Below are 14217 nucleotides of genomic sequence, written 5' to 3' on the forward strand. Positions count from 1 at the left end.
CGCCAGCAGCTATCAAATCAGGAGTATTTGGCGGTACTCAGCGGCACACCGCTAGTGGGCCGGGTGCGTAGCGTACAGCGCTTGCTCCAGCGCCTGCAGTGCGCTGAGGTATTGCGGACGGCCGCCGAAGCTGCGCACCAGCTCTACGGGGCTGCCTAGGTCGGTGAGGGGCGGGAGTTTGAAGACGTCGTTGCTCTCGATGGTGGCGATGCCTTCGTCGGCGTATTTGTCGAGCAGGGCGTCGAGCACCTTGCGGGCGACGGGGCCGTATTGGGTGAAAACGTTGCGCTTTTGCACGCGGCGGGCGCGTTCGCGGCGGGTGAGCGGGGGCTGGTCATAGGCCACATGCAGCAGCAGATCAAATGGGTCGAGGTCTTTGCCTACCTCGTCGGCCAAGGCCTCCAGCGGCACGCCCTGCCCTTCGAGCTCTTGCAGGAGCACGGCCTTGCGGTCGGCCTGCTGCCAGGCCTGCAGGAACTGGTCGAGCGAGTCGTATTGCTTGCGCAGGTTGATGCGGGTGTAGTCGCGCAGGCTTTCGGTGATGAGCTTGCCCTGGGCGTTGAGGTACTGCACGCGCTCGCGGGCCACGGACACGGTGACGTTGTTGCCGAGGACATATTTCTTGGGGCCGGCACCCGCACCACCGCCGCCCGCGAAGGGGCCAAGAGGGTTCAGAGGGTCAAGAGGGTTCAGAGGGTTTGACGCACCGCCGGGCGTGCCTGCGTCGCCCGGAATGTCGCCTGGCATTGCCGGCTCGGGCGGCGCCACGGGCTGCCCGCTGCCCGGCTCGTAGATTTGCACGGGCTCGCCATCAAAGTCCTTGTCGGCAAACAGTTCAGTGGCGCGCTTGAAGTCGAGGATGGTGAACCAGGTCTTGCCCAGGTCTTCGCGCAGGCGGGTGCCACGGCCGATGATCTGCTTGAACAGCGTCATGGACTTGATGGTCTGGTCCAGCACGATGAGCTTGCAGGTCTGGGCATCCACCCCGGTGCTCATGAGCTTGGAGGTGGTGGCGATCACCGGGTAGGTTTTCTCGGGGTCGATGAAGTTGTCGAGTTCCAGCTTGCCTTCGATGTTGTCGCCGGTGATCTGCACCACATATTTGGGCTGCGTGGCGCACAGGTCGGCGTTGGCGTTGCTCAGCGCTTGGCGCATGCGCGCGGCGTGGTCGATGTCTTCGCAAAAGACGATGGTCTTGGCGTAGCGGTCGGTGGCCTTGAGGTATTCGGTGATCTTGGCGGCCACCACGGCGTCGCGCTGCTCCAGCACCAGCTTGCGGTTCATGTCGGCGCCGGTGTAGATGCGGTCTTCGATGGCGTGGCCGTGTTTGTCGGTCATGCCCGCCGTGGGGCGCCAGCCAAAGGTGTCTTTGTCCAGATCGACGCGGATGACCTTGTACGGCGCCAGGTAGCCGTCTTCGATGCCTTGCTTGAGGCTGTAGGTGTAGACGGGCTCGCCGAAGTAGTCGGTGTTGGAAACGTCCTTGGTTTCTTTGGGCGTGGCGGTGAGGCCGATCTGCGTGGCGCTGGCAAAGTAGGTGAGGATGTCGCGCCAAGCGGAGTCTTCGGCCGCGCTGCCCCGGTGGCATTCGTCCACCACGATCAGGTCGAAAAAGTCGGGGCTGAACTGCTTGTAGATGTTGCGCTCTTCCTCGGTGCCGGTGACGGCCTGGTACAGCGACAAGTAAATCTCGTAGCTCTTGTCCACCAGCTTGGTGGTTTTGTTGACAGCCAAGTCCACGTCTTCGACCGACACCGCGCCCTGCGCATCGACACGCTCCACGCCCTTGGCGTTGGGGCTGAGCTTGGCCATGGCGCCCTTGAAGGGGCGAAAGTCGTTGACCATGGTCTGGTCGATGAGGATGTTGCGGTCGGCCAGGAACAAGATGCGCTTCTTGGCGCCGCTCTTCCACAGGCGCCAGATGATCTGGAAGGCGGTGTAGGTTTTGCCGGTGCCAGTGGCCATGACCAGCAGCACGCGGTCTTGCCCTGCGGCAATGGCCTCGACGGCGCGGTTGACGGCGTTGAGCTGGTAGTAGCGCGGGGTCTTGTTGGGGGCGTAGTCAAAGCCGGCGATGCGGCTTTCTTCGGCGGACCAGCCCTTCCAGGCGCAGTAGCGACTCCACAGCTCGGCAGGTGACGGAAATTCCTCCAGAGTCAGGTTGCGCTCCAGCACACCATCGGCCAGCGTGGCATCACGGAACACGAAGCCATCGCCATTGCTGGCGAAACTGAACGGCACGCCCAGCAGCTCGGCATATTGGATGGCCTGCCCCATGCCTGCGCCCACGGCATGCTGGTTGTCCTTGGCCTCCACCACGGCCAGGGGGATGTTGGCCTTGAAGAACAGGGCGTAGTCGGCACGCAGCACGGTGCTTTTGTCGCGCTGGGCCTGCTTGCCGCGCACCACCACACGGCCCGCGCGCAACGGGTACTCCCGGTAGATCTGGTCCATGCCGTCCCAGCCCGCCTGCTCCATGGCCGGCCGGATGAACTTTTCGCAAATGTCGCTTTCGGAGAGTTTGGTTTTATCCATTCGGCAGTTCGCACCATCCCAGTGCATGCAAAGGCGGCGTGTGGTTGTTACCGGATACTACCGCCCCTGCCCGAGACCACCGAAAGAATCACTACCATTAAAGCCGTCTCATAGCGTGTCCTAAGCGCCACAAACGAGACGCACCGAAAATGATGGTACTTTTCAAAATCGAAAGTACGAAACGTAGCATCTGTGCGGCTTTCAAGGCGTTATGTGAACTCGTCCGGGCTTCGAGTGTGCCTCCGCATCCTGGAGAAGACGTCTCTCTGCGGCCGAAGTGCCACTGTCGGGCGGAAATGCGGGACGCCGTCCGACACCCTACAGCGCGTTGCGCGCTCTATGGTCTTGCTACCCCTTCACAGGAGAAGACCATGCTCAAGCGCCTCTTTGATCCCGCTGCCATGTATGCCCACCGTCTCGAGACCAGCCTGAATGAGGCGCGAATGGGGGCATTCGAACACGAAAACGCTGCCGAACACCATGCTGCACTGGCACGGATGTACCGGCAGCGCATTGCACGGCTGGAAGCCGAGCTGGCTCCCGCAACTGCGGGCATACCTTCGCGGTTGATCCTCGACCCTGCGGGGCCCATTCCTCATGTGACACCGCTCAAAAAGCCTCGCGAGCCGCACCAACGCATGCCAGCTTATCTGCCTCAAGGGGCGGGAGGATAGTGTGCGGTGCGACTGTGCAGAGCAACCTTTGGTACCCCGCCCCGTTCCCAGGACTCACGCCATGACTCCCCAGGACCCGAAAGAACACCCGCTGCACACTGTGCCAGACGACTTACCGCGCCCGCCCGGTGATCTGCCACCGGCCCCACCACCGGCCTCGCCACCGCGGCAGCCCAACGAGGAAATACCAGCCAACTTACCGGGTTAAACCACCTGCAGGCTCCACTAGCTTGGTTCTTGCATAGGGTCACCGGGCAGTTCGATGGGCGGCGTATTGTCGGGCGGATCAATGGGAATAGGTCGCGGCGGCACCTCGCCGGGATTTGGCGGGACGGGCGGGACCGGTTGAGGGGCGGGGGTTGCTGGCATGGGGCATCCTTTGTGCTGGTTGTAGTGCCTTTGCACTTGGCACTCCCGTCGGACAAAACCGTATGCAGGCGAACGACTTCCGGCACGATCAGTCTGCTGTTCGGGAGTGCCTCTTCAGTCAGGCCACCGGTCACACCAACCTTGTTGAATGCAAAGGCCCCCGCAGCTTGCGCTGCGGGGGCCTTTGTTATTTGGGGTGGCTGATGGGACTCGAACCCACGACGACAGGAATCACAATCCTGGACTCTACCAACTGAGCTACAGCCACCGTAGCCTTGAATTATAGCCTGATAAATCTACCCGCTGAGGTAACCGGCTTAGTTTTGTAGCTCTGCCTGGGCCACCGGTCGGGGGGCCTTGATCTGGACCTTGAAACGCTGCTTGAGCAAATCGTAATACGCTAGCGCCTCGGCCGACGCCCACGATTGCAAGTATTGCTCTCGCTCCATACGCGCACGAGCGTCGTCCACACCGTCCCGGGGAACGACGCGGTTGATTTTCACCACGGCATAGCCCTGCGCACCAAGGTCCACACCTGTCCAGGCCGGGAGTTGGTCCACATTGGCACGCAAGGCGGCATCCACCACGGAACGAGGTTGATCCTGCAGCCGGTCCCGCGACACCGTCAACGCAGCAGTCAACCCGGAGGCTGCGTCCGGCGCGGCCTTCCAAGCGGTCAGTTTGGCTTGGCCTTCCTGCCGCGCAAGTTCAGCGGACTTCTCGGCGATATAGATCGCGCGCACCTGGTCGCGCGCCTTGTCCAGCGGCAGCGTCATGGCGGGCTGGTATGCCGTAACGCGGCCGGCTGCCAGCACACTTGTACCGATCTCGATAGCCTCGGTATTGCGCTTGTTCTGCAGCGAGTCCGACTGGAACAGCGCCTCCAGGAAGCGTGCGTTGGCAAGCGGCCCCGCGCCGCCCGCAGCCGGAGTACGGGTAACCCCGTCGGCCGTCTGAATCTTGAGCTTGAGCTTGTCGGCGACGGGTTGCAGGCTGTCCGCCTGTTCATACACACCATTGGCAAACGCCTCGGCCACTTCGGCGAACTTGCGTTGGGCCTGTTGCTGCTTGAGTTCTGCCTCGAGCGAGGGGCGCAGCTCCTCGAAACTAGGCTGGCGCGGAGTCTTGATATCGGAAAGCAGGATGATGTGGAAGCCGAAGTCGGTTTCCACTACGTCGCTGATCTCCCCCTTCTTCATGGAAAAAACGGCGTCTTCAAAGGGTTTGACCATGGCTCCCCGGCCAAAAAAACCGAGGTCACCGCCGGACGGTGCTGAGCCCGGGTCCTGCGACTCCTTTTTGGCAATCTCCGCGAAGCTGCCCGGCGCTTTGCGTACCTGCGCGAGCAGTTCCTCCGCCTTGGCCTTGGCCTGGGTGCGCGCATCCGCAGGGGCGTCCTTGCTGGCGTTGATCAGTATGTGACTTGCGCGACGCTCCTCCTTGCCCGCGAGGCGATTCAGGTTTTCCTTGTAATAGGTGCGCAGGTCATCTTCGCTGAGCGTGATTCCCGCTTTCACGGCATCAAGGTCAAGCACCACATACTCCACTGACGCTTGTTCAGCCTGCTGGAATTTCGCAGGATGGGCGGTGTAATAGGCCTCCAGGTCGGCATCCGTCACCACGACCTTGGACACAAACGCCGAAGCATTGAAACGAGCGATTTGGATTTCACGGCGCTGGAACAGTGCATCCAGTGCCAAACGTGCTTCCGCCGGGCCGCTGAATGCTGAACCCATGACACCGCCCATGACCTGGTTGACCGACAAGTCCTGCCGGATGCGTGCTTCAAGCCCCTCAGGGGTGAGTCCCTGCGCACCAGCCAGGGCGCGATAGGCTTCGGCATCCAGCGTGCCGTCAGCTCGTTTCAACGCCGCTATCTGCGGAATGCTCTGCAGCTCGCGTGCCAACCGCGCATCGCTGGTCAGCATGTGCATGTCCTGCGCCGCGACTTGCAGCACGCGGTCACGCACCAGCCGCTCCAACGTGGCATAGCGTGCCTGCGGTGAATCCAGCAGCTTGGCGTCGATACCTGGCGACTGAGCGCGGATTCGATCACTCTCCATACGGTGAGCGTTGTCCCAGTCGGCTTGGGTGATGTCCTTGCCATCGACCCGCGCTACCACCGGGCTTCCTCCGCTGAAATAGTTGCTGTCGATACCCACGAGGATGAACGACGGGATGATCAGCAAGAACAACAAGAACATGACGATCTTGGAGTGCTTGCGGATGGATTCGAACATGGTCAATCTTTCAACAGCTGCAAAAGAAAAGGCGAACTTGCGTTCGCCTTTGAATGGGGTGGTGGGTGCTAACGGGGTCGAACCGCTGACCTACGCCTTGTAAGGGCGCCGCTCTACCAACTGAGCTAAGCACCCCCCATATTTCACAATCAGTTCAAAGCATCTTTCAGTGCTTTGCCTGGACGGAACTTTGGAACTTTAGCAGCCTTGATTTTAATCGTAGCCCCCGTGCGGGGATTACGACCAGTGCGCGCAGCGCGCTTGCCGACGGCGAATGTGCCGAAACCGACGAGCGACACCGTGCCGCCCTTCTTGAGAGTCTTCTTAACCGCTTCGATCGTGGACTCCAGTGCGCGCGCAGCTGCAGCCTTGGAGATATCAGCGTTGTTGGCGATGTGCTCAATCAATTCGGTTTTATTCACAAGAAGCCTCTCGGGAAAAGAGTGGATGAATGTCTTTATGCAAATCTGGCCTCCGCGCCCCCTGCAACGGAAGCGGTCCGAAAGGCAGAGGCGGAGGGAACTGAAGCAGCGTCAGAAATTGCTGTGTCAGATTAAAGCCATCGCACTGTAGGGTGTCAATAAGACGTACCGCGTGGGCGACAGCGTGGGAGCGAATTCTAGTCGTATTTGATCCCCGTCCCGGATTCGAGCACCGCTTTTGTTTCGACCTTGCGCGCTAGGCGCATTCCGTATTGACAAGCACTTTCGCCCTGCGGTGCCGAGTTGCCGCCACCAGCCGTCTCCATGTGGGCGCGGATTGCCTTGCTATGTCATATATAGCAATGAACCCTTTTGACACAAGGCTCTCCCAGCAGTAGCAAGAAACTTAACGGACTCTCGCTCGAATTTCTGGCAGTGCTTTTTGCAGGTAATAAACCATGGACCACACCGTCAGCACTGCGGCGCCCCAGATCAGCCAGGTACCCCATACACCCGTGTCAATGACGCCAAACAACTGCCCGTCATACAACAGGAAAGGAATGGCAATCATCTGCACCGTGGTCTTGAGCTTGCCGATCATGTGCACGGCCACACTCTTGCTCGCCCCGATCTGCGCCATCCATTCCCGCAAGGCACTGATAGCGATTTCGCGGCCGATGATGATGAGTGCCACGAACACATCGGCACGTTGCATATGCACGAGTACCAATAGCGACGCACATACCAAGAACTTGTCAGCCACGGGATCCAGAAACGCCCCGAACGCGGAGGTCTGGTTGAGCTTGCGTGCAAGAAACCCATCGAGCCAATCGGTGGCCGCAAAAACGATGAACATCACCGTGGCGATGAGGTTGCGCATCGCAGGGTCCAGCGGCGCATAGAACACTCCCACGATCAAGGGTATCGCGACAATGCGCGTCCAAGTCATGATGGTGGGAATAGTGAAAAACATGGGTGCCAATTGTGGCACGCGCGGCAATGCCCCGGGCCGTCAACCGGGTCAGCGCAGCGCGCGATAGATCTCTTCAGCCAAGTCGTGAGATATGCCCTCGACCGTGGCGAGGTCGTCTACGCTGGCATCTGCCACGCCGCGCACGCCCCCAAAGCGCTGAAGCAGCCTTGCCCGTTTTTTAGGCCCCACACCGGGTATATCTTCCAATCGGCTGCCGCCTACGCGTACTTTTGCACGAGCGGCGCGCATTCCGGTGATGGCGAAGCGGTGGGCCTCGTCACGGATCTGCGCCACGAGCATCAGCGCAGCCGAGTCTCGCCCCAGATAGACTTTGTCGCGTCCATCCGCAAAGACCAGTTCTTCCAGCCCCACCTTGCGGCCCTCCCCCTTTTCGACACCAACGATGCGTGAGATATCCAGGCCCAGTTCCTGGAACACATCGCGCGCCATGCTTACTTGCCCCTTGCCACCGTCCACCAGCACCAGGTCCGGCAAGCGCGGGGCATTTGTCACCTCCGCTCCCCCTGCCTCACGCTGTGCTTCGGCAACCTTGCTGTAGCGACGCATGAGTACCTGACGCATAGCTGCATAGTCATCGCCCGGGGTAATGCCCTCGATTTTGAAACGGCGGTACTCGCCACTTTGCATTTTGTGGTGATGAAAAACCACGCAGGAAGCCTGGGTCGCCTCCCCTGCAGTGTGCGAAATGTCGAAACACTCGATGGTGAGGTCATCCAAGCTCTCTGCCTCCAGATCCAGCGCTTCCGACAGGGCACGCGTGCGCGCCCGCTGGGAACCCTCCTCCGCCAGCAACCGTGCCAACTGAATCTGTGCGTTCTGCTCCGCCATTTCCAGCCAGATTCGCCGTTGCTCGCGCGGCTGGTGGACGACTGTCGCTCGCACCCCCGTCTGCTGTGCCAGCACCCAAACCAATGCGGGGTCGACTGGCTCGCTCGTGATCAGTGTCGGTGGCAACGGTACTCCCAGGTAGTGCTGCGCAATGAACGCAGCAAGGATCTGCGCCGGCACCGACTGCTCGAGTCCGCCAGCCTCCTCTACCATCAGGTTATCCGGGGCATCCTCGCGCGTTTCCAGTTGGAAGACACCTGTCGCTTCCTCTACGTGAACCGGAAAGTAAGGCCTGTCGCCAAGGTGCCGGCCACCGCGCACCATCGCCAGGTTGACGCAGGCACGGCCGCCAGCCACTTTAACGGCGAGTATGTCCACGTCCTTGTCCGATGCCGTCTCCACCGCTTGTTGGTGCAACACACGTGCGAGTGCCGTGATCTGGTTGCGGACCTCGGCAGCCTGTTCAAACTCCAGCTTCTCGGCGTACGCGAGCATGCGTTCTTCCAGCGTTTGAAGCAGTTCCTGGGTTTCACCCAGCAGCATCGACTCCGCACTGCGGACATCTGCTGCATAGGCCGTTGGGGAAATCAAACCCACACACGGAGCGGAGCAGCGTTTGATCTGGTACAGCAAGCAGGGACGCGTGCGATTCGCAAACACCGTGTCTTCACAAGTACGCAACCGAAAAACCTTCTGCAGTAGCTGAATGCTCTCTTTGACGGCCCATGCGCCAGGGTAAGGACCGAAGTATCGGTGACGTTTATCCACTGCCCCGCGGTAATACGCCATGCGCGGGTAGCACTGTCCCGGAGCATCCCCCGTACCGTCCTTTGCCGAGACACCGGTGATCTTGAGATAAGGGTAGCTCTTGTCGTCCCGAAAAAGAATGTTGTACTTCGGGCCCAGGGACTTGATGAGATTATTTTCCAGCAGAAGCGCTTCGGCCTCGGAGCGCACCACCGTCGTTTCCAGCCGCGCAATTCTGCCCACCATATGGCCAATGCGCGTGCCTCCGTGCTGCTTGCTGAAGTAGCTGCTGACCCGCTTTTTCAGGTTGCGCGCCTTGCCGACATATAGCAAGACATTCTGTGCATCGAAGTAGCGGTACACCCCGGGCAAAGGTGGCAGCGCCGCCACCTGTGCCAGAAGCTCATCCGAATAGGTTGTGGTCATGACGCTATTGTGGGCACGCGTCGAAAGCCTCTTCTATACCGTGCGAGGGGAGCACTGCAGCTCACGCCATGGTGCTCGACACAGAGATTTGTCGAGCACGTTAGTGAAGGTGACGCGGCCGGCGTCCGCCGCCATGCCCGCTGCCACCCAGACCTCGTGGCGGTTTACCAATTTCAAGCGAACTCACCAGCGCATCAAAACGTTGAGAGAAGAGCTTGTCAATCTCTGAGACAACGCCACCGAGCTCCGAGCCGTCGAAGTGCCGCTCCATCAGATTGACCACGTCTTGCACAAGAAGGTCACGTTGTACTTGCATGATGGCGGCGGGAGTGGGGCCCACAAACAGCATCACGAAATCATCACGCGCCTCTTCGTCCTCGGGTGCCTCATCCTCATCGAACTCGGCATCGTAGAACGTCACCTCGATGGCTGCGCCCTGCTCAGCCAATTCATTGAGACTCATGCACATTTCATCCAGAGACTGGCGGAAGTCTTCGTCGCCACGCACCGTCCAGCACATCTGCAAGATGTGCTCCTTGGCATCGAACTGTATGCCCGGCTCCTCCTCATAGGCGCTCGAAGCTCCATCCGCGAGAGAACGCGCACCAGCGTACTTCCACAATGGCTTGAGTGCTTCCTGAAGCTGACTGAAGTCCACATCAGCACGCAATTGCACTTGACCATGGACGTGGATTTCAAAGGGAGCGTTGTAATGTGACATAGCGAATCCAGATGGTGCCCCGAGCCGGGGTCGAACCGGCACGCCCCTTCTCAGGAAGCGGCGGATTTTAAGTCCGCAGTGTCTACCAATTTCACCATCGGGGCGCCGGTCGGTATGCAAGCCCTGAAGACAGAGTAGCGGGGCCGGCATTGTTGCGCAACACCACACACGAACCGACTTCTTGCACCAGCACTTCGACCAATAAAAAAGGGAAGCCGTAGCTTCCCTTTCAAATTTTGGAGCGGGAAATCGGTCTCGAACCGACGACCTCAACCTTGGCAAGGTTGCGCTCTACCAACTGAGCTATTCCCGCATTTTCCGCCGCCAACTGGCACCGGAAAGACTTTTATTGTAGCATCAATTTTCCACCATTAGGCTTCCAATTGACCCTTTGAAGAAGCTTGCGCCTCCTCTACATAACACCATCTGGAGGCGCGGCCCGGAGTCGAACCGGGCTAAACGGATTTGCAATCCGGTGCATAACCGCTTTGCTACCGCGCCAGGTCTTGCGCCTTGATGAAAAGCGGAAGCACTGCCTCCTCTTTTCCTGGATATGGAGCGGGAAACGAGTCATGCACTAGAGCGCTAAGTCTCTGTTTCCCAATCACTTTCTCCACTGTGGTGATCAGCGAAGAACTCAATTATAGCCTTGTTTTTCGCCCTCGGCAACAAAGTTCATCCAACCACTTCCACCAGCGTCCAAGGATGATCCATCCACCCGTCGTTACGCCTGATGCGTCCAGCTGCTGAGCGGGTTCGCTATCGAACTCCAACTTGCGACGATCATGACTTGCGCTCGCTCCGCAGGCAGCGCGGGGTGGTGTCGCGTGGACTGCCTGGCACCTGGACGGCTGTAGGACACAACCGCCGGCATCGGAACACCGCAAGTACTCATCTTTACATCGCTGCGGCTAACTTCGCCGGAGCGCAACGCGGCGCCAGTGTAGTGGCAGCCGGGGTAGTCGTACTTTTCGTGCAGATTGGTGCGCTTTGCTCCGAAAACCCGTTGCACGACAAGCACTTACGTTTCCCGCACTTTCGGGCGCTTCGCATTTTTCGTGCAGATTGGTGCGCTTCGTCCCAGGCACCCTATGAGGCCGCACCCTGCGGTTTCCCGCGATCTGCCGGGTCAGACCTCGTCGCTTCGGTCGCGAAACTCCAGCTTGAACTGCCAGCCCTCGAAGGCCGCCACCATGCGGCCGAGTTCGTCCCAGGAGATCTCGCGACCATCGATGACGACCATCGGCACTCGGTGGTCCTCGTCGGGATCGCTGTCGACGGTGCCGCGCAGGATCAGGCGATCGTTCACCTGCGGCCCGTGGTCGGTGTCCTCAAGATGCGTGAGAGCCAGGGCCCGGCGCATCTTGCCAATGAGCTTGCCCAGCAACTCCAGAGGGTCGTCGTCAGGCTCGCCGATCACCTGAAACCGATACCCGGCCGGGCAGCCATCGCGCAGCTCGAACGCGTCGATCGCCATACCGGGCCCGAACAGTCGGGTGCGAAACCGGAACTCGTGCTCGACGCCACGCCCGTCGATCATGCGCACGGGCTCGAAGACCACGTGCTCAAACCCATGCAGACCGAGGCGGCTGGCGGCGGCCTCGTTGAAGCATCGGCCGCAAAGCTGCCGGTAGCCGCCCTCCGTCGACCCGTAGTTCACGACATCGTGGCTGAGCGCGGGCTGACGGCAGGCGTCGCAGGTGATTGGCTGCATGGGTGATGCGGTGTGCGTGTAGGCGAGACAACTTTAGGCTACGAACGCGGCACCGCGAACCGATCAGCCACCTGCTTGGCCCGTCGGGCATCGTCGGTGTGCAGGTACATCGAGGTCGTGGCGAGCGAGGCGTGCCGCAGGTTGTCGCGCACCGTGGTCAGCTCGGCGCCGCCTTCGAGCAGGTGGGTGGCATGCGTGTGCCTCGTCCAGTGCGGCGTGGCCAGGCGCAACTTCTCGGCAAGGGCCGGGGTGGCTTCCTCCACGACTTCGGCCGCCGTGGCGAAGAACCGCTTCATCACTCGCCATAGCCGCCACGAGGAGATCCCACTTCCATCCTCTCCAAGGCTGCCAATCAGCGGGGTCGATGGACGCCACTTCGAAGGCGTCACGGGCAGCCCCCGTTGAACGAGGTAGCGATCAAGGGCGGCCCGGGCCAGCGGCGGGAGCACGACCTTGCCGGCCTTGTGTCCCTTGCCGACGACCCCGATCCACGTGTCGCCGTGTGCGTCCGAGTCGACCGCGCCGAGTCGTGCGCCCACGAATTCGCTGATTCGCAGGCCCGTGGCGTATGCGAAGTCCAGCATGAAACGCAGCCGCTGCGCTGCCGGCTCGCTCCAGCCGTAGGACCATTCCAGGCCGTCGGCGACGACCCGGAGGAGCTTCCACTCGTGCTCGGTGAACGCGTGTGACGTGTCGAGCTGCGCCGGCCGGCTCCCTCGCACCTTGACGCCGGCGAAAGGGTTGGCCAGCACGTAGCGCTGCTCGATGAGCCAGCGGTACAGGGCGTTGAGTACCGACAGCGCGTAAGCCGCGGAGCGCGCCGAGAGCTCTCCCGCGAAGGGGCGCCACGCGGGCGACAACCGCGGCTGTGGTGCGCCGACCCAGCGCGCGCGAGGGCCCGGGTGACGCAGGAAGGCGCGGTAGGCAATGGCGTCCTCGGTGGTCAGCGATGAAAGGGCCCGCCCTCGCTCGACGATCGCCCACAGGATCAGCCGTTCGGCTTCCTTGCGGTAGGCCCGCTGGGTCGCCGCCGACTCGTGCAGCGACAGCCAGGCGTTCACGGCCTGGTAATCGTTGCTGGCGTCGAGCGCACAGCTGGCTTGCGGCGCTCGGAAGGTACCCCGTGAGCCATCGACGTCGTCGGGGACGACCAGTCGCTCCCAGGGGATCAGTTCCTGCGCCTGGTTCACTGTGATCAGCGCGCGAGCGCGTTCGGTGAGCGCAGGATGTTGGGCAAAGAATGCCTCGATGTGGCGGGCGCCGGCCGGCCCGAGCCCCGCGATGCCGGCCCACCAGCGCCGGCGCCTGGGCACGCGCAGGGTCAGGTCGGCCAGCGTGCGAATGCCCGCCGCGTGCAGTACGTCCACGAGCCGCACGGGTAGCCAGCGCTCGACGGCGTCGCCGATGAGGGGCTGCGGCCGCGGCATCCCTCGCAGCGTCTCGATGGCGGCTGTCGCTGCCCTGGCGAGTTTCCGATCCGATGGACTGGCCGCCGCGAGTGTGGAAGCCAGTTCCGCCTGCGCACGGCTCGTCGCGAAGGCCACGAGCTGGCGCTTCACCCGCCCGATCACGGAGCGCGCCGATGCGCCGGCAGTCCGGCGATCAGGCAAATAGCGATCCACCGCGGCGCGGGTCGGCACCCCTTGAAGCCAGGCGCGGAATGCGGCCAACGAAGCCTCGTCCGGCCAGGTCGGGGCTGTGAGCATGCTGGGCGGCGCTGACAGCGCGTTTTCCATCCGCGCCAGTTTAGACCCGCGGCATGCATGCCACGCTAATGTTGTTTATCTTGGCATCACTGCTGATGAATATGCTCGCCAGCGAACTCTCACCGCGGTGAGAGTCTTGGCAGACTCAGCACGGGGTGCCGTTGCACGCCGAGGTGATCACGATAGACCCCAAGTTCGATGCCCGGGAGGTGGGTGCAGCCCCAACTGAGGCTCCAGGAAGCTGCCGCTCGCGGAGACCAGCCATCGGCCACAAGCGGTCGGCCCCGCCAGCACCAGAAACCCGTCGCTCACCGACCCCAGGCAATGCTCAGTGAGCGCCGCGCACATGGCGCTTGGAAGCCGCCGCAGGTTTCGCACCTGCGTGATCGATGCCCTGGAGGATGCCGCAGTCGGCAGAGGCATGAGGCACGGGGCAGGCCGCCCGCAGCGCCCTCAGCTCCTTCTCAAGGGCGCGCAGGGCCTTGATCCGCTCGGCCACATGGCCGATGTGCTCGTCCAGCAGGCTGTTCACCTCGCCGCAATCGGCCAAGGGTTGGTCCTTGAAACGCAGCAGCACCCGCACCTCGTCAAGCGTCATGTCCAGGCTGCGGCACTGGCGGATGAACCCCAGCCGATCCGCATGCTGCGGGGTGTAGATGCAGTAGTTGCCCTCCGTGCGCGCGGCGGCCGGCAGCAGCCCCTCTCGTTCATAGAAGCGGATCGTCTCGATGGGCGTTCCGCTGGCCTGGGCCAGTTCGCCGATGCGCATGTGCGGTTCCCCTTGTGCCGGTGACAGTTCGCGACGCACCTTGACTCTATACCCACTTCAGGGTTTTCAATG

10 protein-coding genes and 5 tRNA genes are annotated in these 14217 nt (G+C 61.7%); 1 reads left to right on the forward strand and 14 read right to left on the reverse strand.

Translation table 11 applies throughout. The features are described from left to right. Positions 1–51 precede the first annotated feature (51 nt). A complete protein-coding gene (hsdR, locus tag I3K84_RS19070; protein ID WP_196995175.1) occupies positions 52–2535 on the reverse strand; it encodes an EcoAI/FtnUII family type I restriction enzme subunit R in 2484 nt (827 codons plus the stop codon). A gap of 371 nt (positions 2536–2906) precedes the next feature. On the opposite strand from hsdR, the gene I3K84_RS19075 reads away from it, so the two are divergent. Continuing rightward, the gene (locus I3K84_RS19075) at positions 2907–3209 is read left to right on the forward strand and encodes a hypothetical protein (RefSeq protein ID WP_196995176.1); all 303 of its coding nucleotides are present in this window, start codon (positions 2907–2909) and stop codon (positions 3207–3209) included. Between the two features lie 561 nt (positions 3210–3770). Here the strand turns inward: I3K84_RS19075 and I3K84_RS19080 are convergent. The 13 genes from I3K84_RS19080 to cadR all read right to left on the reverse strand — a co-directional run bounded on the left by I3K84_RS19080 (position 3771) and on the right by cadR (position 14145). Then, positions 3771–3846, reverse strand: a tRNA-His gene (locus I3K84_RS19080). A 49-nt stretch (positions 3847–3895) separates the two neighbouring features. Further along, a complete protein-coding gene (locus tag I3K84_RS19085) occupies positions 3896–5818 on the reverse strand; it encodes a SurA N-terminal domain-containing protein (RefSeq protein WP_015912839.1) in 1923 nt (640 codons plus the stop codon). Between the two features lie 59 nt (positions 5819–5877). Continuing rightward, a tRNA-Val gene (locus tag I3K84_RS19090) sits at positions 5878–5953 on the reverse strand. Positions 5954–5967: 14 nt separating this feature from the next. After that, a complete protein-coding gene (locus tag I3K84_RS19095; RefSeq protein WP_011805814.1) occupies positions 5968–6240 on the reverse strand; it encodes an HU family DNA-binding protein in 273 nt (90 codons plus the stop codon). A 406-nt stretch (positions 6241–6646) separates the two neighbouring features. Further along, positions 6647–7213, reverse strand: coding sequence for a CDP-diacylglycerol--glycerol-3-phosphate 3-phosphatidyltransferase (gene pgsA, locus I3K84_RS19100; RefSeq protein ID WP_041836028.1), 567 nt, complete (start codon positions 7211–7213; stop codon positions 6647–6649). Positions 7214–7261: 48 nt separating this feature from the next. Further along, entirely contained in the window at positions 7262–9235 is a 1974-nt protein-coding gene (gene uvrC / locus I3K84_RS19105) for an excinuclease ABC subunit UvrC (RefSeq protein ID WP_011805816.1), read from the reverse strand. 100 nt (positions 9236–9335) lie between these two features. Continuing rightward, the gene (locus I3K84_RS19110) at positions 9336–9956 is read right to left on the reverse strand and encodes a DUF6806 family protein (RefSeq protein WP_041836029.1); all 621 of its coding nucleotides are present in this window, start codon (positions 9954–9956) and stop codon (positions 9336–9338) included. Positions 9957–9968: 12 nt separating this feature from the next. Next, positions 9969–10060: transfer RNA gene (locus I3K84_RS19115), tRNA-Leu, on the reverse strand. 133 nt (positions 10061–10193) lie between these two features. Beyond that, positions 10194–10269 (reverse strand) — tRNA-Gly (locus tag I3K84_RS19120). A gap of 114 nt (positions 10270–10383) precedes the next feature. Next, a tRNA-Cys gene (locus tag I3K84_RS19125) sits at positions 10384–10457 on the reverse strand. Between the two features lie 628 nt (positions 10458–11085). Beyond that, entirely contained in the window at positions 11086–11670 is a 585-nt protein-coding gene (locus tag I3K84_RS19130; RefSeq protein WP_011804719.1) for a hypothetical protein, read from the reverse strand. Positions 11671–11708: 38 nt separating this feature from the next. After that, positions 11709–13406 carry a site-specific integrase gene (locus I3K84_RS19135; protein ID WP_196995177.1) on the reverse strand — a complete coding sequence of 566 codons (1698 nt, stop codon included), beginning with the start codon at positions 13404–13406 and terminating at the stop codon, positions 11709–11711. Positions 13407–13704: 298 nt separating this feature from the next. Next, positions 13705–14145 (reverse strand): Cd(II)/Pb(II)-responsive transcriptional regulator, encoded by a 441-nt coding sequence (cadR, locus tag I3K84_RS19140; protein WP_011804717.1) that lies wholly within the window; start codon positions 14143–14145, stop codon positions 13705–13707. Between the last annotated feature and the right edge of the window lie 72 nt (positions 14146–14217).

The organism is Diaphorobacter sp. JS3051, assembly GCF_015832135.1.
Lineage (GTDB): Bacteria > Pseudomonadota > Gammaproteobacteria > Burkholderiales > Burkholderiaceae_C > Diaphorobacter > Diaphorobacter nitroreducens.